Origin of the sequence: Ferruginibacter lapsinanis, from assembly GCF_020783315.1 — a bacterium.
GTDB classification, from domain to species: domain Bacteria; phylum Bacteroidota; class Bacteroidia; order Chitinophagales; family Chitinophagaceae; genus Ferruginibacter; species Ferruginibacter lapsinanis.
On sequence record NZ_CP086063.1, the window covers coordinates 828799 to 846791 of the forward strand.

Consider the following 17993-nt stretch of genomic DNA (forward strand, 5'->3'; position numbering starts at 1 on the left):
AAGACTATGGTAATGCCTTTATCAGATCAACATACTTCAAATGATTGCTTTTCTCATCAAACTCATTGACCGCCTTTCTACGACTATATTCTCCCATCTCATTCCTTTGTTCAGGCGTAAGAAGAATCATTTTTTCCATTGCTTCGCTCAATGCATGTATATTTTTGACAGGTATGAGATACCCGTTTTTCCCGTCTTCCACGGTTTCTCTGCAGCCCACATTATCAGTAGTAATTACCGGTAGCCCTTTTGATAAAGCTTCGATAAGCACTTTAGGAATTCCTTCTCTGTAATAGGAAGGTAGTACCATTATATCCACTTTGTTAAAGGTTTCGCTCATATTATCAGAAGAACCCCAATAATCAATCACTCCTTCTTTATACAATTGAGTAATTACTTCGACCGGTATTGCGGAAGGATTATCAGCTACCACACCCAACAATGCAAAATTTGCGTTGGCATATTTTTGCTTTACAATTTTTGCGGCTTCAAGATATTCATTGATCCCTTTCTCTCTTATCAATCTGGCAGATAATAAAAAAGTAAGCGCAGATGGCGAACCCGGATTATTTTTCTTCTGATAAAATTCATCAAGATTTACTCCAGAACCTCTTACAACGCAGATGCATTGCTTTTTACCACAGAGAATTTTTGATTTAATAAAAAACTCTTTGTCTTCTTCATTTTGAAAGAAAACTGCCGGTAATCCGCTAAAGGCAAAACGATATAAGTTCTTCACTACCGTTTGCAGCCATTTGGGCTGTCCTTCATTAAATACGAAGCCAAGCCCGTTGATGGTAGCTACTCCTTTAGTAGAAGAAAACTTTGTGGCAATACTGCCGAATATATTTATTTTGGGAGTATAAAAAAGTGCTACGTCTATTTTTCTGCTTTTGAAATATTTTCTCAATTCCAGTGTAAGCAACATTTCCTGAAAAGGATTTTTACCCTTATTCTGGATTTGTTTTAATTCTATGAAAGAACAGCCAAGCAATTCTATCTCAACCACAAATTTATCTTTGGGAGCAATGACGAATACATTATACCCTTGCCGTATTAATTCGCTAAGAAAACCTTTGCGAAAATTATATACATACCATGAGGTATTGGAAACTATGGCAATATTTTTCATTGTGCGGTTAACCAATTTTTAAAGTTAATGATTCCTTCTTTAAAATTGGTTTTTGGCATATAATTGAGCAACTGCTCTGCTTTGGATATATCAGCGAATGTAATAGGCACATCTCCCATTTGCTCGGGTAAATGCTGAATAAGGGCCTTTTTCTCCAAAACATCTTCTAATGTCTTTATCATTTCAGATAAAGAAACAGTATGATGATTGCCTAAATTGAATACTTCAAACGGCGTACGGGTGTAGTGTATAGCGTTAAAAATCCCTTGTACGGTATCTACCACATATGTGTAATCCCGACGGGTACTTCCGTTGCCAAATAAAGTGATCCTTTCGTTGTTTAATATTTTTTTGCTGAATAAATGTATAGCCAGATCAGGTCTTTGACGTGGGCCGAAAACAGTAAAAAATCTTAATGCAATAAAACGGATACCAAAAAGATGACTATATACATGCCCCAATAATTCGCCAGAGATCTTTGTGCTGGCATATGGGCTTATAGGATTTAATACCGCATCATTTTCTTTCCAGGGAAAGTTTTTATTTATACCGTAAACACTGCTTGAAGAAGCAAATACAAATTGTTTGATATTTCTGCGTTTGGCAAATTCCAACAGATTTTGGGTTCCTTTCACATTTACATCCTGGTAAGCAATGGGGTTTTCGATGGAGGGTCTAACGCCAGCCTTAGCTGCCAAATGAACAATTACTTCATACACACCCGTGAGTTTGTTATTTAACTCATTTTCGTCCAAAATATCAATTTCTAAAAAAGTAACGTAAGGATTATCAATGAATTGCGATGTATTCTTGAGTTTTATTTCTTTAGCGTAAAAAGGGTCGAAATTATCAATAACTGTTACAGAGTAATTGTTGTCAATCAACTTTTCCACCAAATGACTTCCGATAAAACCAGCTCCTCCTGTTACGAGAATTTCAGCTCTTTTTTCTTCCATAAAGATTCTTGCCGCTTAATAATTTGCCCAAAAGTAAATAAATTAAAGTAAAATTAACCTCATCCACATTTTTAGTCGCTTAATTCTTATATAAAGGTTACTTTCAGACTAAATATTTATCCATTTTTTCCACCAATATTGAAAAACAATCAGTTGCCATATTATGGCATGACTATCTCCGGAATCGGCTGAAAACAACTGTTGCTTAATTGTACGAATGCATTCAACATCAAAAATACCTTGCTCTTCAATAAATTTATCGTTTAAGAGATCATCTTTAATGAGTGATTGAAGTTCATTCCTGAACCAGTTCAATAAGGGGATTTCAAACCCCTTTTTAGGCCGATTGTACAATTCTTCGGGAAGTTCACTTCTGAAAGCATCCTGCACAATTTTCTTTTTAAGGTTATTATCAATTTTATACTCTGCCGGTAACGAAAAAGCAAAGTCAACCACATCGGCATCCAAAAAAGGGCTACGCACCTCCAGACTATTGGCCATACTCATCATATCAACTTTAAACAACATATTGCTTACCAGCACCCCATTCATATCAGCCTCCAATACCTGATTAAAATCTTTATCATTGACAATAGAAGTTGTTACCTGTTCTTTTCTTATAGCGAATATATCCTGATCTATTTTTTGTTGTATAGCCGGAGAGAACATTTTTAATGCATTATCAGGAGTACTTATACTGCACCATCGATAATACCTGTCTTTCTCATTCAACTTACTGCCTTCTGCAAAACGGTGCAATTGGCGTATCAGGTTTGTAAGTTTTCCATTCCTCGATTTTGGCAATAACTTCCACAACCAGTCATTGTTTTTTACAATACTATTCACCAATGAATGCCGACGCATTTTATATTCTGCAGCATGTTTATTATATCCTGCAAAAACCTCATCTCCTCCATCTCCGCTTAATGCTACAGTAACTTTACTTCTGGTTTGTTTGCATAAAATATAAGTAGGCAAACAACTGCTATCAGCAAAAGGTTCATCTATATAATCCAACACCTCGTATAAGTGTTGTAAAAAATCATTATTGGTTAAAGAAAAAACAGTATGGTTGGTCTTACATTTTTTGGCCACCAGATTGGCATACCTGGTCTCATCAAAAAAAGGCTCATCCTTATATCCAATTGAAAAAGTATTTAATTGTGTAGTGTGTTTTGATGCCAATGCCACTACAACACTACTATCTATTCCGCCGCTTAAAAAAGCCCCCAAAGGCACGTCTGCTATCAATCTTCGTTGTACCGATTGATCCATCAGTTTAATAAATTCCTTCTGTGCATCTGCATAGCTAAGTGTACTATCTCCTTTATTTTCTATTGAGTAATACTGCTTTAGGTCAGTCTTTCCGTTTTTTATAATAAGATAATGTCCTTGCGGTATTTTATTTACCCCTTTAAAAATACTTGCCGGAGATGGCACATAATTCAATTGAAAATATTGATATACGGATGTGTAATCTATATCTCTGGGAATATCAAAAGCCATGATTGCTTTCATTTCTGAAGCAAAAATAAATTTATCTGCATCCTGATAAAATAACAACGGCTTTTTACCAAACCTGTCTCTTGCTATCAACAATTCATCTTCTTGCTTATCATATATGGCTAAAGCAAAAAAACCTTTTAACCATTCCAACGACACTACGCCATATTGTATATACAATTGTAATAAAATCTCAGTGTCAGAACTTGTTCGAGTTTGATAACCGGGCAACCTCTCTGTTTTTAATTCTTTGTAGTTGAATATTTCTCCATTAAAAACTATTGTATACCGGGTCGAAATATCAAACATTGGTTGATTGGCTGCAGCAGATGTATCTATAATTGACAGGCGCTGATGAGCAAGCCCTACATGCTGATGATAAAAGAAACCCGCCGCATCGGGCCCACGCCTTTGAATGGCTTGTGATGAAAGGGGGAGTTGACTTATATATTTTTTGCCGTTTTCATTAAAAGCATAAATGCCCGAGATTCCACACATAATTTTTATTGTGAATGCAAGTTACTAATTTTGAAAGATGCAATGGATATTTTGGTATGATTGGGTACTAACTTTTCTGCTTACTGTGATCGTGCTGATTTGGGCTGCCTCTTTTGTTAAAAAAAACAGTTCAGATAAAATAATTACCGGCTATTTTAAAAAAGGCCTGCTACTGAAAATAGTTGGCTGTATTGCCTATGGGGTATACCATGCTTATGTTTATAAAGGAGGAGATACATTTACTTACTATCATACTGCTAAACAGGTAGAGGGCTATTTGTTTACAGATTTTGAGCGATTTATCAAACTTACTTTTTATTCTGTAGATAAAAGTATGGATGTGAGAGATGATGATAGCTGGCTCGATTATGTGATGGTATTATCGGAGAGTAATACATTTCAAGTAAGACTTGCAGCAATCATACAGATCTTTACTTTTGGGACCTATCTTCCCACCTCGCTTGTATTTAGTTTACTAAGCTATATTGGCATCTGGAAATGTTTCAAAACTTTTTGTCGCATATACCCCGGAAAAGAAAAATATTTATCTATCCCGTTCTTGTTCATACCCACAGTGGTCTTTTGGGGGTCGGGCTTAGGTAAAGATTGTGTTTGCTTAGCCAGTATCTGTTTACTTACCACTGCATCCTACTATTGTTTTGTTTTCAAGGAACGAGTCTTCAGAAATCTTATCGCCATCATTTTATTCGGGAGTATACTCCTGATCGTTAAAGCATACATAGCATTTGCTTTTTTACCTCCTCTCTTTTTAGCCCTGGCTTTAAACAGATTGAAAAAGATAAAGAATCCTATTTTCAAAGTTATTTTGTTTCCGGTTAGTATTGGCTCCATGATAGTAGCCATTTTATTAGTGCTTCAATTTGCCAGCACAAATTTTTCAAGATACTTAGGTGATGATCTGGCGGAAAAAATTGTAGAGAACAGAGATAGCATGAAATCTTCTGCCGGCTCATTATATGACCTTGGCATTAAGGCAGAGAATATAAATGGTTTAATGGACTTAGCCCCTTTTTTCCCGAAGGCTGTCGTTGCAACATTATTTCGTCCATGGTTGTGGGAGGCAAAAAACCCTGCTATGTTACTTTCAGGTTTAGAAGGATTCTTTTTCCTGGTGCTGTTTATTTATGTTCTTATAAAGGGGAGGATCTTTAAACCATTCGGAATCGTGTTGTCTGACCCCATTCTTTTTTCAAGCGCAATTTATGTTCTTATTTTTTCGGGACTGGTAGCACTTTCTACCGGTAATTTCGGAACACTTGTAAGATACAAATTACCTTGTATGCCTTTTTGGGGACTGTTGTTATTTATGGTGCTGAGTAAATTAAAAGACGATAAAAAATCTACCAAGGATACAGGATCAAAATAAAAAGATCACACTTTTTGCAGAGTCATATATTGTTCAATTTCTGCAAGTTCTGATGGATTATTGAAACTTAACAGATCAGATGCTTGTGCTACGGGATAACCTTCTACCTTTAGTTTAGCCTGAACTAATTTTTCAATTATATATAAAAAACTGTGTTCTTTTTTATCTCCTACTACAAAGTAAGTTTCATTTTCTTTCAGCATAGAAAATACACTTCCTTTATTAAAAACAAATAATCCTATATCTCTTTCTCCTTTAGTATTGGCTGCTATTCCTAATGCCCTTGTTTCCAAAACAGCTTCTAATTTACCTTCGTTACGTTTTACTATCGTGTAACAATTTTCCGATAAAGCTGTAACCAGGGAGAAATCATTTTTTGTTACAAGATGACAATTGACAAGTGATTTAATTGTATTTTTTGATAATAGCGGAATATCAGACCAAACGAGTATGATATCATCTTGATCATTAATTAAATCATCAATTGACAGCAACGCATTTCCCATTCCAAGGGGTTCATGCTGAAATGCGATTTGAGCTTGAATGTTATATTCCTTTAAAACTGTTGTAAACTGATCCAGGTTATCCGGATTGATTATTATTATAGGCGGCTCATTAATAAATTCTTCGAAGGACCTGATTATTCTTACCAAGATCGGCACATCAAAAAGCCTGTACAAAGTTTTAGGATAATTTAAACCGCTACGGCTGCTACGGCCTGCTGCCGGTATTACTAATCGTATTTTTTTTGTCATACAAATTTATTGACCATATTTTTCTTATAGCCATCAATAACTCCCTGATAAAGAAAAACTGTGTTTTTCCAAAACAAATAACTGACAAACTCTTTAAACGGGCATCTTTTGTATACCCTGTACAAGGCTACTGCTACAGTAAAAAAATCCCGAACATAGGCTTTGTCCAGATACAAATGATTTATAATAATGCTGTTGCGAATAAAATAATATACCCGATGCTTATCAATTGCCCTGGCAGATACATCCGGATGATAATGTTTTGCTGCTATTATTGTGTACAATTTTCCAAGCTTTTCGAGTCTGTACATATAATCCAATTCATCGCCATACATGAAATATCTCTTATCAACATTACCTATTGCCTTTATTTTATTAACATCAAGCAATGTTCCATTAAAAGCATGTATGTAAGGATACCTATCAGAAAATTTACTTACCTCCGAAATAGTATGATATTTTCTTATTAAAGAAAATAATTTTACATACCCTTTAGTGTTTAGTTTAGGCAAGCCAAACACTAATTCTTCGTGATTATTTTCTTTTACTACTACTGATGAAACCCCAATAGTTTCATGATCAAAGCTATTCACTAAATGCTTTAATGCATCCGGGTCGGGGTAGCCATCATCATCCATTAACCAAACAAAATCATAATTACCTTTGATCGATGCTTCAATTCCTGTATACCAACCAGCACTTGATCCTCCGTTAGGTTGGGTTATAAAATTTATTGTATTGGCTTTTAAATATTCTTCGGTTCCGTCTGTTGATGAATTATTTATAACTAAAATTGAATTATTACCGTACGATTGAGCTTTTAACGCATCAATACACCGCTTTAATAATGGTAATCGATTATATGTAACAATTATGGATAAGACAGTTTTCATTATTCTAGTTTACCAGATGCTTTAATAACGCTGCAAAGTTGATACATATTACACTTACATAACGCTCTACATCTATTTTGTTATTAACACATACTACAGGTATTTTTGCCGCACAGGCCGCTTCGATACCAGATACGGAGTCTTCAAAAACAATAGACCTACTTTTATTTAAATTAAAATTCTTTACTACGGTTTCAAAGATTTCCGGATGCGGCTTTGAATGCGTTACATCATCCGCAGTAATAATTCCTTTAAAGTAGTTGATTATTCCGAGTTTTTTCAACCCAGCTGTAACATTTTTTTTTGATCCAGAGCTTGCTACATATAAAGGAATCCCCAGTTTATATGCTGCTTCAATGAAATCATTTGCCCCGTCTATAAAGGTTATCTCAGTGTGTATTAACGAATTAGCTATATCTTTTTTTTTAGCTATGATGACTTTTACTTCATCTTCCGGGAGATGTAAATCGTTTTTTTTTAATATGCTTTTTACTGTATTGGCTGTTGTCTGACCTAAATAATCGTTGTAATCAAACTCAACATCCAATTCCTGGAATGCTAAAATAAAAGCTTTTTCATGCAGTTTTAGGGTATCTGCGATAGTGCCGTCAAAATCAAAAATAAGGGATCTGTTCTTTAATTGCATACAAACTATTTATGCGCTTCCTGTTATAATGAAGAGAATATATCAGTAATGAAGGCAGCACTTTATAACTTCTCATTAATAAAGTTGTGCTACACTAACAAGAATTAATTGATATAAAATATTCATTGTATAACTCCATAATTTTCCCGGCAAGAAATTTACCATTATGCTTACCCGGATTTTCTACATCTTCTAACGCATCGATGATAACTTTAAAGCCATATGAATTGAGTTCTGCTTCATCATATTTAACATAGTTTTCTTCTAATTTTCCGGAGAAGCGATTATTTATAAAGGCTATATTGATCAAATCTGATACATCTACTGTAAATTGACTCCCCATCCTCAGGTATCGTATTGCTCCTTTTATAAAGTCATTTGCATTGTAACGAGGAGTTTCATAATCTTCTCCAATATTAGTAATAAAAATCTTAAGTGCTTTTTTGTTTGCAATAATGGCATCAGTAAGACCTTCGGTAATATAACTTGGGTAAAGAGAAGAATGTTGTGTTCCAGATGAATAAATAATTATATCTGCGTTGGCTACACTATGTTTAACTCTTGGAGTAATTTTTACCTGCCTGTTCATCGCTTCAAAATACTCTTCTACTTCGGCTATACTTAAATGCGATAATATTTCTTTATCAGGATACTCATCAAGCAGATAAATTTTCTTGATCCTCACATTGGATCGCAGCTCTACTATTTCTGCTTCGCTATATAATATTGTTCCATCTTCCCTGATGGCCACTAATTTTTTATCTTCAATATTAGTAGGCAAAACACTACCACTTAATTTAAATAACTTACCTATATTAATAGTAGCCTGTTCAAAATTACCTCCTGCCGCTAAAAAAGCTCCTGCATAAACCAGGTTCATTATATTGCAATCATCCAATGATAACTTTTTGGCTTCACACTTTTCGATGGTATTAACACCTTTATAAAAAGTTAACAGATAAAATCTAAGGGTTGTTTTTATTAGTTCATCATTTATACACACTCCGGCAATAACATTTGTATTACCGGTCGCAAATTGATAAATCTCTTCAAGTATTTTATCCCTATTTGCCGGCACAGGGTATCTATGATCGAAAAGCCTTTTTACATTGTCATATTCGGGCAAACTTTTGGGCAAAAGGCTCTCCTGAACTTTACGAATATCTGATGGGCCTAACATTTTAAAAAATTGACGCAACACTCCTGTCGACTTACCATCATCATAGGCATTTACAATAGAAGTTAAACTAACCCCCTCTATTTCTACTAAAGAAGGCAATAAATTTCTTGCTCCCCTGCCGCCATTAAAAGAGACAACACTGATCATACTTTGTTATTATAGTAAACCTGAATTTGTAATAAATTGGGTAAAGTTAACAATATACAGCTTAAATATTAGCAATAATTTTTACATCTTAACAGCTAAAACAGTTGTAGTTGCCAATCACTTTATTTTAAGATTTTTTTATATACTTCATTATACTTTTTTACTGCAGTAGTTAAAGAATAATAGTCTATTGCTCCTAAACGTATTTTTTGTTTATCAAAAGATTTTTTCGAAATGATCTTTTGTATAACACTTTCGAATTCGTTACTCGTTAACTCTGATAATATATAACCTGAATCATATTTAACAACAATTTCATCCACATCACCTACACCACTATTAGTAATTAATGGAATGCCCATTGACATGATTTCTCCGTGTTTTGTAGGAGAGGATGATTTTTTTGAAAAGCAAGGTTTAATAAAGAAAATTGAAATATCGCTAAAAGATAATAATGCCGGGATCTCATCTCGTTGTCCATGCTTTATTATCAGCCTGCTCAACGGGAACTGATACTTTTCTGCCAGCGCAATTATTTCTTCATCTTTATTGTGTGATATAAACAAAAATTTTGCATTAGGAATTTTATCTATCAATTGTTTACAAAAAAGCATCATCTCATCTGTCATGTACCATAGGCCAATCGATCCCAAGTAACTGATTATGTAATCTGTTTTACCGATCGCCAATTCATGCGCCAACTTTTCTCTTAATGTTTGATCAATATTATCAGGGTTAAACAAATTCAGGTCGGTACTACAAGGTATTACTTCAACCGGTAGTGGTTGCCCCGGTAAATTCCAGCTATGTATCTCTTTTTTAGCTGCATTGGTAAGGCATACATTAAACCCGGCATTCAAAATACATTTAGTTTCCTGCTTCTTAAAAAATTTATAAATGAAGTTGTACAAAGGGTTTTTCAAATTCCAAAGACCGCCATCTGCTCTTTCGTCGGCCCAAAAACCTCTTATATCATTTAAATAAGGCAGTCCAAGATTTTTGTTTAGCCACAATGCTACCAACATTAATATCCCGTTTCTATGATGCACCATATCAAACTTATGCTGCTCATGTAATTTCTTCGCTGTCGTTCTTAAATTATAATAATCATACAATGTAGAAATTATGGGAGGGTTTTTGTGATATTGCAGCGGATGCCAAGTTATTGGATGATCTTTAATAATATTAAGGATCAATTGTTTCGTCTTTTCATATTTATCCGGTTTTTCACAACTCAAAATCACAAACTCATAACCATATTCAGTTAGTCCGATAACATATGGTAGCACCTGGCTTTGCCCAAGTGAATCCGTCATGCCATCGTAAGAGATAAATAAAATTTTTTTACATGTACTCATTATTGTTAGCTATACTGTTGATATAGTATTTGTAAATTATCTATGGTATTTTGAACAGTGAATTTTTTTGCATAATTAAATGCGCTCTCTTTCTTTTCTATGATACTTTCCGGGTATTCTAAAATATTGGTCAACTTATCAGTAAAATCCTCCACTGAATCTGACTTAAAAAAAGTGGCATACCCTTCATACAATTCTTTAAATGCTGGTATATCGCTTAATAAAACCGGCACGCCTAACGACATTGCCTCAAGCACAGATAGTCCGAATGACTCGTATTTGCTTGAAGATACAAACAAATCGTAGTGTGGCATTAATTCAATGATATTCGTGGTAGAGCCCTTAATATGAAGGTTATATACCCCATCGGATTCTAATTGCTTTTGATAATCGACCGTTGTTCTATTGGCACCCCAAATATCCAGTTCAACAGAACGATCATGTTTAAACTTTTGACCAAAAGCTTTAAAAATTAAATCAAAATTTTTTTCAGGCCTTATATTACCAACACAAATTATTTTAAAGATTTCTTCCGATTTATTTTTATTGCGCTGTTGTTGAAAATATAATTTATCAATAAAATTATAAACGCAATGTGTGTTTTTATATACGTTGAATTTTCGTTCAAGTTCTAATAACACAGACTTACTTACTCCTATTGATATTTGATTTTTCTTATAACTTAATAAATGGGCCAGGTAAGGAAGTGTTGGTATTGGACCCCATTTATATTTTTGAAAAAGAATAGAATGATATGTTATAAAAACCGGAATTGATTTGATCCGTGCTAATTTAGTAATGATTATCGATTGAGTTAAATGAGTATGAACAATATCGATTTTATTTTCTTTTATAAACCTGCGTAAAAATAAAGATGCCTTTAATAAATTCAATTTTCCTGAAACGGGAAAGTAAGTAACATGAACAGACGGATCTAACTTACTTAAAAGGCGATCGGGCTTACTAAAGTAGAGTAAGTAATTATCGTAGCCTTTCAGATTGTTCAACACTCCAAGCAAGACATGTTCTGCTCCAGCAATTTCTCCAAAATTATCAATAATGTGTACTATTTTTTTCATTTAATCATTTGATAAAAGACCGATCCCCGAAATTGTTTTATATCCCAATTGTTTTGACTGCCCGTCTTAATTTTTCTATCTCCCCATTTATATTTGATTTACGAAATTGATTTAAATTTCTGATGAGGTTAATTTTTTCTTTTAATCCCCATTGTTTTGAATAATAAGTAATTCCTTCTGTTATACCCTTTTGATCTACCTCTGTACGCTTACCTTCAGCGACTTTTTTAATTGCTCTTGTATACAAATCATGTGCATGTTCCATCACTTTAATATGAATCTCCAAAAGACTTTCTTTACCGTCAAATCTTGTACACTCAGTCGTTACTATATTTCCAGTGTCGATACCCTGATCGATCCACATAACAGTATTTCCTATTAAATGAAATTGTTTAGTGGCTATACACCAATTGGTACAATTGGGACCTCCTTTGATATATGGAGACAAGCCCGTATGCAAATTAAGTATGCCGATCGTCGGTTTAAAGGATAGCATTTTCTCTTTTACTAACCTTGTGCCCGAAACAATAATAAGATCCGGTGTTATTTCCTGTGTTAAGTCATAGGCTGTTTGATCATTAATATTTTCTACCTGTAACAATTTTGCCGGCGGATAAACAGGAAATTTATTGCTGTAATATTGTTGCATTCCCCACCATGATCTCGCTATCGCAGGAAGAAACAATTTTTCAGTTATTTTGTCAAATAGCTTGGTTAAGGTAAGTTTATGGCTGCGTTTTTTTGTCTCAACGATGATACCGTCTATTGGAAATGCCACATTAATTTTATTGGCTAAAGCTTTATGATTAGCTCCATCACCTATCCATAGAACTATCTTCATTTATATTTTATTAACGATTTAATATTTTCCAACGCATTTGATATCCTTAATCTTGTTTTCCACCAAGGTTCATTATACAGTTCAATTCTTGAAATCTCAAACAAATCTTCAATGGCCGGATCATATATATTTTGATTTACAGCCAAGCCAATTTTATACCCCAGTTCCTTACTCAATCTTTTCGTTGTATCGTTGTAACTGCCGATCGGATAAGAAATCGTTAGTGGAAAATATCCTAATTTTTCCTGTATTCTATTGGCAGAATTTAACAACTCATGTTTAATCTCAGTTTCATCACTCATTGTACCCAGCATACAGTGTGTTACTGTATGAGAACCTATATAATGACCTGCAGCTGATAGCTCTTTTATATCATCCCAGTTCATCATTAGTTCAGGTACTTTAATATCATTATATGATCTTGCTATCTGATCTAAAACCAACCCCCTTTTTTCGTGAGTAATTTTTTTTAAGTAGGGTTTCAATCTGCTCCCATAGGCTATCCGCTTTTCTGCTGTAGGAATATTATTTACTTTAAATTCATCAGGTAAAAAATCAAATGACAAATCAATCTCACTGACATTAGTGTGCTGGAAAGAGTAATCCAACACATGCGTCCATGTAGGAATATTATTATCAATGCAATCGGTAACTACATAAAATGATGCCTTACAATTATACTTTTTTAAAATGGGGGCGGCATACTGAATATTATCCTTATACCCATCATCAAACATTATTGTGGCATATTTGTTTTTAGTAAACCGCTCATCCGAAAAAGCAATATCCTCAATTAAAACAACTGTATATTTCTTTGAAATGTATTGTATGCAACGCTCAAATAAAGCAACATCCATGGGATCCCACAGTTTGTCTCTTTCCGGGTTAACTCTATGAAATAAAAAATTTCTTACCATACAATAATCTCTTCTCTTTTATTATCCTTTTGACGAAAACTTTCTTATAAAAAGGTTTTTAGCCCTTTCAACTATATTCAATTTCTTATATTTTTTCAGTGAGATATAATCCTGAACCAACAAAGGAAACTCTGTTTGCATGAACTGCATTCTCTCTTTCTGATTGTTCGCTATTGACACGCTACTCATCCCTCCCAACTCTATGACAGATACAGGTACATTTACATGAATATATGATGCATTGTATTTCACCAGAAACAATATCAACTGACAATGATCGGCTGTAACCCGATATATAGGATTATACAATCCTGCTTTATCAAACAGTGCCTTTTTTAAAAATTGGGTTTGATGACACATTCCTTGAGTCAACACATAATACAAACTCAACACCGGCTTATAGGTAACAATTTTATTATCATAAATAAAATCTCCGTAAACGATATCATGATCGCCTTGATTCATCCCTACACTAACTCTTTCCAAAACATCTGAAGATGCCAGGCAATCTCCGGAATTTAAAAAAAACAAATATCTTCCTTTTGCCTGCAATATGCCTTTATTCATTGCATCGTATACACCATTATCTTTTTCGGATATCCAATAAGATAAGTACTGCTCATTTTGTTGAATCAACTCTTTACTGCCATCATCCGACAATCCGTCGATAATTAAATATTCGTAGTCTTTAAATGACTGTTTCAAAACACTCTCAATAGTATTGGCCAATCCAGGCTTGTTATTATAATTGATGGATATTATACTAATGAGCGGTTGATGCATGTTTATTTATTACTTATTATGTGACTGTATACAAATTTACAACATCCCTAAGATCATATTAATTTCTTCTGACGAATGACCTTTGAATCTTAACGGGAAAAATATTTTAAAGAAAATGCCATACTGATTCTTTTGCCCTATTATGAAATAGATTTTCTCGAAAAATTTTGAGAAAAACCCTCGTTTCATTTTTCTAAGTTTCTTAAATAACGGAAATTTTTCAGGTACATATTTTTGATATACTAAAGCCAGCTCATCCAATTTATTCTCTCCACCATTGGAAGATTTATGCACTTCTGTAAAACGATAAAGAGATAAACATTTATAGATACTATGTATCTTAAATCCGCTTTTTTGCACTCGTAAAAACCATTCCCAGTCAAATACAAAATGAAGGTTTTCATCCAACATCCCGGTTGTTTCCCACACCTTTCTTGTCCAAAAGCTTGATGGTTGTATGATATAATCTATAAGATCTATTCTTAATTTATTGTTCTTAAAAGGAATATTGCTTCCCCATGTTTTTAGCATCCCTGTTTTTAGTTCATTAAAGTGTATACAGTTGCCAATAAACAATTTATCTCCTTCCTTCTTCACTGTTTCGGCAATAGTAACCAATACGTCCGGCATTAACATATCATCGCTGTTGAGCCACATTAAAATGTCTCCGCTTGCCATATTAAAGCCTGCATTGATCGCAGCCGCTTGTCCGTTATCTTTTTTACTGACCCAGTACTGTAAATGTTTTTCATATTTTTTTATAACTTCTACAGAGTTATCAGTACTACCGCCATCCATTATAATATACTCCAGATTAGGATAGTTTTGCCCCAACACAGAAAGGATAGTTGCTTCCAAATAATGTCCTTGATTATAACTAGGTGTTATAACGGATATTTTGGGCATAGTTGTATTTTCTGTGTTGTTAGCTGTATCCAATATTAATGAGTTTATAAAAGACATACTTTTACTTTGGTAATGTATACAATTACTAATTATTGATGATTACATCTTTGCAACCAATATTATTTACTATTGAAGCAAATTGGTGTACAACTTAAAATGTTCTTCAATACACTTTCCCCAGCTAAACTTCTTAGCCTGTTGAAATCCCTTTTCTTTTAAGCTTTGTTGCAACGATTTGTCTTCAATCAAACGTTTCACCGTACTATAAATACTTGCTCTATCATTGGGATCAATATATAGCGCAGCATCGCCACCTACTTCTGGCATAGAACTGCTGTTGCTCAGCACCACCGGGCAGCCGCATGCAAATGCCTCAAGAGTGGGTATCCCAAAGCCTTCATATAAAGAAGGAAATACAAAACATTTGGCATTTTGATATAGATAAGAAAGTATTTTATCGTCTATTCCTATCTGTAATATCTGATCATTGAGTTGAAGTTCATTGATCATTAATTTTTCAACTTCAGAAAACTTACCTCCGCCTGCACAGATCAAATACAGATTTTTATTTGCTAATAACAAAGGAGAGATCGCTTGTAAAAAAAAAGTGAAATTTTTATAGTGGTCTCTGTTACCTACAAACAAAATATATTCTCGTGGAATAGAGATGGAGGGCTTGTAGTCATTTACCGGCAAAAGCGAACTCGAAAGATATATGACATGTATCTTCTCTTCACTTATTCCATATAATTCTATAATATCCTTTTTAGTGCTTTCAGAAATAGCAATGATGCCGGATGCCTGCTGTGCCAGTTTTTTTTTGTTATCCGAAAGGACAGTATTTGAATTTATTTTTTCTGAAAACAATTTCCTTTCATGAATCATATCATAAATAGTTAATACAAGTTTTGCTTTACCCAAACTATTTAAATAATATGTATCATAGTAAGTAGGATGAAAAATATCAACTCCTTTTTTTAATTTCTTTTGAACTTTAATTCTATGATATTTTGAAATCAGATTCTGTATTCTATGATTGCCCTTAAAATTTTTTTCCAGGTAAGGTTTTGTTGGATTCATTTTTTTCTCTGCCAGATGTGCATTATGAGAATATACTAATGGCAACTCCACTTCTAAGTTTTTATTCTGCCTCAACCCATCAATTACCTCAGCAAAATACCTGCTAATGCCTCCATATTTTTGGTAATTAAACGTTTGATGATCAAATAAAACTTTCATCTGTTATACTATTTTTTCTTTCCAATAATTGATAATATCCATAAGGCTTTCGTCAATGTTGATCAACGGCTTCCAATTACAAACATCTTGTATTTTTTTATTATTGCCAATTATAATGGGGTTATCTGAAGGTCTTACTAATCGTGGATTTACCTGATAACCAAAATCAACTTTTTCAATTTTCATCATTTTTTCCAATATCTGTTTCAGGCTATACCCCACACCACTGCAAATATTATATACATCCCCTCGTTCTCCCTTTTCCAAAATATCCATATACGCTTTAACAACATCTCTAACATCTAAGAAGTCTCGTATGATATCTATATTACCAACTTCAAAACCTTTTTTATTTCCTTTTTTATTTTCAACAATTTGCTTTGCAAAAGACGACACCACAAAATTATCTTTTTGACCGGGCCCTATATGATTAAAAGATCTTGTTCTGATAATATCCAACCCATAGCCGCTTGCATATACCTTACTAAGCATTTCCTGTGATACTCTAGCCACAGCATACGGGCTGATAGGATTTAATGGCGCTTCTTCTGATAAAGGAACATCATCCATATTCACTATACCATATTCTTCGGAAGAACCGACTGACAATATGCGGCATTTGAAACCTGTTTGACGAACACTTTCTACCAGATTTAAGAATATGTTAGTATTATTTTGAAAACTATCTACCGGATTTTGCCAGCTATATGCAACACTACTGTCTGACGCCAAATGTATCAGATAGTCAGGCTTTGTTTCATTAATGATCTGTTTTGTTATTTGTGCATCTTTCAGATCTGCCTGATATGATTTTATATGCAGGTTTGTGAAATTAACAGGTGCAGCTTGTGTTCTGGATATACCAATAATTTCATATTCCTTATTCGTTTCAGATAAGTATTTCAGTAAGTGTTGACTTACAAAACCAGAAAAGCCTGTAATTAATATTTTGCTCATGTTCCTAAAGCACCTTTCTGCCAATTATTTTATTATAATCTGTCGGTAAAAGGCTTGTACGTTTTTTTAAAAATATTTTTCTGTATAAAAGTCTCCACTTATTACTTGCATCGATCTTACGAATCCATTTTATATTGATTTCGTTCTTACAAAATATATGAAGCCCATTATTTATTTTATAATAGTTCAGCAGTAATTTATCGGCTATTATATGTAAAGACTTCTCTGTATAAAAAGCAATATGCTGACCAGTTTCCGGTGCAATATACCACCAATCACCCGAATCTTTAATACCTTTTTGTGGTTGCAATTCTGTAGAAAACAATATAGCATTGCTATAGCAGAGCATTTTCCTGATCTCGTCTAACGGATCTACAAGATGCTCAAATACTTCAAATGCAGTTAACAATTCGTATGAGTTGTTCGGCATTTGAGGCTGATCACTTATATCAAATGTTCTTGCAAACAAGTTTTCACAATATTTGTCCTGCCGATAAAAGTCGTATCCCTTATCTCTCATAATACGCACCAGCATTCCATATCCTCCGGCATAATCTACAAATTTTCCATTAGGGTCAAAAGACAGATTGATAATGTAGCTTAGCTTTTCGGAAAGTTTTTGATTTCTTGATATCAGGCCAATATCTAAAAAAGATATAGCTGATGAATAAGATTCATTCAACCAAAAAGGTGTTTCAGTTTGAATAAATCCACAGGTCTGACATTGAAAATAAGCAACAGGATATTTGCCTAAGACAGTAGCTTGAAAAACAGATGATACTACCCCATCACAAATTTTGCAATTATTACTCATTT

General features: G+C 33.8%; 17 protein-coding genes. 1 reads left to right on the forward strand and 16 read right to left on the reverse strand.

What is annotated here, in order from left to right; translation table 11 throughout:
* Positions 1-4: 4 nt before the first annotated feature.
* The 3 genes from LK994_RS03565 to asnB form a co-directional block, all read right to left on the reverse strand.
* Positions 5-1132 carry a glycosyltransferase family 4 protein gene (locus LK994_RS03565; protein ID WP_229761509.1) on the reverse strand — a complete coding sequence of 376 codons (1128 nt, stop codon included), beginning with the start codon at positions 1130-1132 and terminating at the stop codon, positions 5-7.
* Positions 1129-2088: a GDP-mannose 4,6-dehydratase gene (locus LK994_RS03570; protein ID WP_229761510.1), complete on the reverse strand. Its 960-nt coding sequence runs from the start codon at positions 2086-2088 to the stop codon at positions 1129-1131. The genes LK994_RS03565 and LK994_RS03570 overlap by 4 nt, the downstream gene beginning before the upstream one ends.
* A 108-nt stretch (positions 2089-2196) precedes the next feature.
* Positions 2197-4089: an asparagine synthase (glutamine-hydrolyzing) gene (asnB, locus tag LK994_RS03575; RefSeq protein ID WP_229761511.1), complete on the reverse strand. Its 1893-nt coding sequence runs from the start codon at positions 4087-4089 to the stop codon at positions 2197-2199.
* Between the two features lie 37 nt (positions 4090-4126).
* Here asnB and LK994_RS03580 point away from each other — a divergent pair, with 37 nt between their 5' ends.
* Positions 4127-5476, forward strand: coding sequence for a hypothetical protein (locus LK994_RS03580; RefSeq protein WP_229761512.1), 1350 nt, complete (start codon positions 4127-4129; stop codon positions 5474-5476).
* A gap of 5 nt (positions 5477-5481) precedes the next feature.
* Here LK994_RS03580 and LK994_RS03585 read toward each other — a convergent pair whose 3' ends face one another.
* From LK994_RS03585 to LK994_RS03645, 13 genes are all read right to left on the reverse strand, one after another.
* Entirely contained in the window at positions 5482-6231 is a 750-nt protein-coding gene (locus LK994_RS03585; protein ID WP_229761513.1) for an NTP transferase domain-containing protein, read from the reverse strand.
* The gene (locus LK994_RS03590; RefSeq protein WP_229761514.1) at positions 6228-7124 is read right to left on the reverse strand and encodes a glycosyltransferase; all 897 of its coding nucleotides are present in this window, start codon (positions 7122-7124) and stop codon (positions 6228-6230) included. Before LK994_RS03590 ends, LK994_RS03585 begins: the two co-directional genes overlap by 4 nt.
* Before the next feature lie 4 nt (positions 7125-7128).
* Positions 7129-7770, reverse strand: coding sequence for an HAD family hydrolase (locus LK994_RS03595; protein ID WP_229761515.1), 642 nt, complete (start codon positions 7768-7770; stop codon positions 7129-7131).
* A 94-nt stretch (positions 7771-7864) separates the two neighbouring features.
* Positions 7865-9097, reverse strand: a complete 1233-nt coding sequence (locus tag LK994_RS03600; RefSeq protein WP_229761516.1) for a gluconeogenesis factor YvcK family protein — start codon at positions 9095-9097, stop codon at positions 7865-7867.
* A gap of 122 nt (positions 9098-9219) precedes the next feature.
* A complete protein-coding gene (locus LK994_RS03605; RefSeq protein WP_229761517.1) occupies positions 9220-10455 on the reverse strand; it encodes a glycosyltransferase in 1236 nt (411 codons plus the stop codon).
* 5 nt (positions 10456-10460) lie between these two features.
* A complete protein-coding gene (locus tag LK994_RS03610; RefSeq protein WP_229761518.1) occupies positions 10461-11534 on the reverse strand; it encodes a glycosyltransferase in 1074 nt (357 codons plus the stop codon).
* A 37-nt stretch (positions 11535-11571) separates the two neighbouring features.
* Positions 11572-12375, reverse strand: a complete 804-nt coding sequence (locus LK994_RS03615) for a formyltransferase family protein (protein WP_229761519.1) — start codon at positions 12373-12375, stop codon at positions 11572-11574.
* Positions 12372-13292, reverse strand: a complete 921-nt coding sequence (locus tag LK994_RS03620; RefSeq protein WP_229761520.1) for a polysaccharide deacetylase family protein — start codon at positions 13290-13292, stop codon at positions 12372-12374. The genes LK994_RS03615 and LK994_RS03620 overlap by 4 nt, the downstream gene beginning before the upstream one ends.
* A 21-nt stretch (positions 13293-13313) precedes the next feature.
* Positions 13314-14075, reverse strand: coding sequence for a glycosyltransferase family 2 protein (locus LK994_RS03625; RefSeq protein WP_229761521.1), 762 nt, complete (start codon positions 14073-14075; stop codon positions 13314-13316).
* Positions 14076-14111: 36 nt separating this feature from the next.
* The gene (locus LK994_RS03630) at positions 14112-15038 is read right to left on the reverse strand and encodes a glycosyltransferase family 2 protein (protein ID WP_229761522.1); all 927 of its coding nucleotides are present in this window, start codon (positions 15036-15038) and stop codon (positions 14112-14114) included.
* A 69-nt stretch (positions 15039-15107) separates the two neighbouring features.
* On the reverse strand, positions 15108-16220 hold the full coding sequence (locus LK994_RS03635) for a glycosyltransferase family 4 protein (RefSeq protein ID WP_229761523.1): 1113 nt from the start codon (positions 16218-16220) through the stop codon (positions 15108-15110).
* A 3-nt stretch (positions 16221-16223) separates the two neighbouring features.
* Positions 16224-17177, reverse strand: a complete 954-nt coding sequence (locus LK994_RS03640; RefSeq protein WP_229761524.1) for a GDP-mannose 4,6-dehydratase — start codon at positions 17175-17177, stop codon at positions 16224-16226.
* A gap of 4 nt (positions 17178-17181) precedes the next feature.
* Positions 17182-17991 carry a class I SAM-dependent methyltransferase gene (locus LK994_RS03645; protein WP_229761525.1) on the reverse strand — a complete coding sequence of 270 codons (810 nt, stop codon included), beginning with the start codon at positions 17989-17991 and terminating at the stop codon, positions 17182-17184.
* Positions 17992-17993 lie beyond the last annotated feature (2 nt).

What these genes read in the sequence shown, in the direction of transcription:
- LK994_RS03580 (WP_229761512.1), top strand. Translation starts at nt 4,127, where the DNA reads ATGCAATGGATATTTTGGTATGATTGGGTACTAACTTTTCTGCTTACT.
- LK994_RS03620 (WP_229761520.1), bottom strand. Translation starts at nt 13,292, where the DNA reads ATGGTAAGAAATTTTTTATTTCATAGAGTTAACCCGGAAAGAGACAAA.
- LK994_RS03565 (WP_229761509.1), bottom strand. Translation starts at nt 1,132, where the DNA reads ATGAAAAATATTGCCATAGTTTCCAATACCTCATGGTATGTATATAAT.
- LK994_RS03645 (WP_229761525.1), bottom strand. Translation starts at nt 17,991, where the DNA reads ATGAGTAATAATTGCAAAATTTGTGATGGGGTAGTATCATCTGTTTTT.
- LK994_RS03585 (WP_229761513.1), bottom strand. Translation starts at nt 6,231, where the DNA reads ATGACAAAAAAAATACGATTAGTAATACCGGCAGCAGGCCGTAGCAGC.
- LK994_RS03630 (WP_229761522.1), bottom strand. Translation starts at nt 15,038, where the DNA reads ATGTCTTTTATAAACTCATTAATATTGGATACAGCTAACAACACAGAA.
- LK994_RS03635 (WP_229761523.1), bottom strand. Translation starts at nt 16,220, where the DNA reads ATGAAAGTTTTATTTGATCATCAAACGTTTAATTACCAAAAATATGGA.
- LK994_RS03625 (WP_229761521.1), bottom strand. Translation starts at nt 14,075, where the DNA reads ATGCATCAACCGCTCATTAGTATAATATCCATCAATTATAATAACAAG.
- LK994_RS03640 (WP_229761524.1), bottom strand. Translation starts at nt 17,177, where the DNA reads ATGAGCAAAATATTAATTACAGGCTTTTCTGGTTTTGTAAGTCAACAC.
- LK994_RS03615 (WP_229761519.1), bottom strand. Translation starts at nt 12,375, where the DNA reads ATGAAGATAGTTCTATGGATAGGTGATGGAGCTAATCATAAAGCTTTA.
- LK994_RS03610 (WP_229761518.1), bottom strand. Translation starts at nt 11,534, where the DNA reads ATGAAAAAAATAGTACACATTATTGATAATTTTGGAGAAATTGCTGGA.
- LK994_RS03605 (WP_229761517.1), bottom strand. Translation starts at nt 10,455, where the DNA reads ATGAGTACATGTAAAAAAATTTTATTTATCTCTTACGATGGCATGACG.
- LK994_RS03570 (WP_229761510.1), bottom strand. Translation starts at nt 2,088, where the DNA reads ATGGAAGAAAAAAGAGCTGAAATTCTCGTAACAGGAGGAGCTGGTTTT.
- LK994_RS03590 (WP_229761514.1), bottom strand. Translation starts at nt 7,124, where the DNA reads ATGAAAACTGTCTTATCCATAATTGTTACATATAATCGATTACCATTA.
- asnB (WP_229761511.1), bottom strand. Translation starts at nt 4,089, where the DNA reads ATGTGTGGAATCTCGGGCATTTATGCTTTTAATGAAAACGGCAAAAAA.
- LK994_RS03600 (WP_229761516.1), bottom strand. Translation starts at nt 9,097, where the DNA reads ATGATCAGTGTTGTCTCTTTTAATGGCGGCAGGGGAGCAAGAAATTTA.
- LK994_RS03595 (WP_229761515.1), bottom strand. Translation starts at nt 7,770, where the DNA reads ATGCAATTAAAGAACAGATCCCTTATTTTTGATTTTGACGGCACTATC.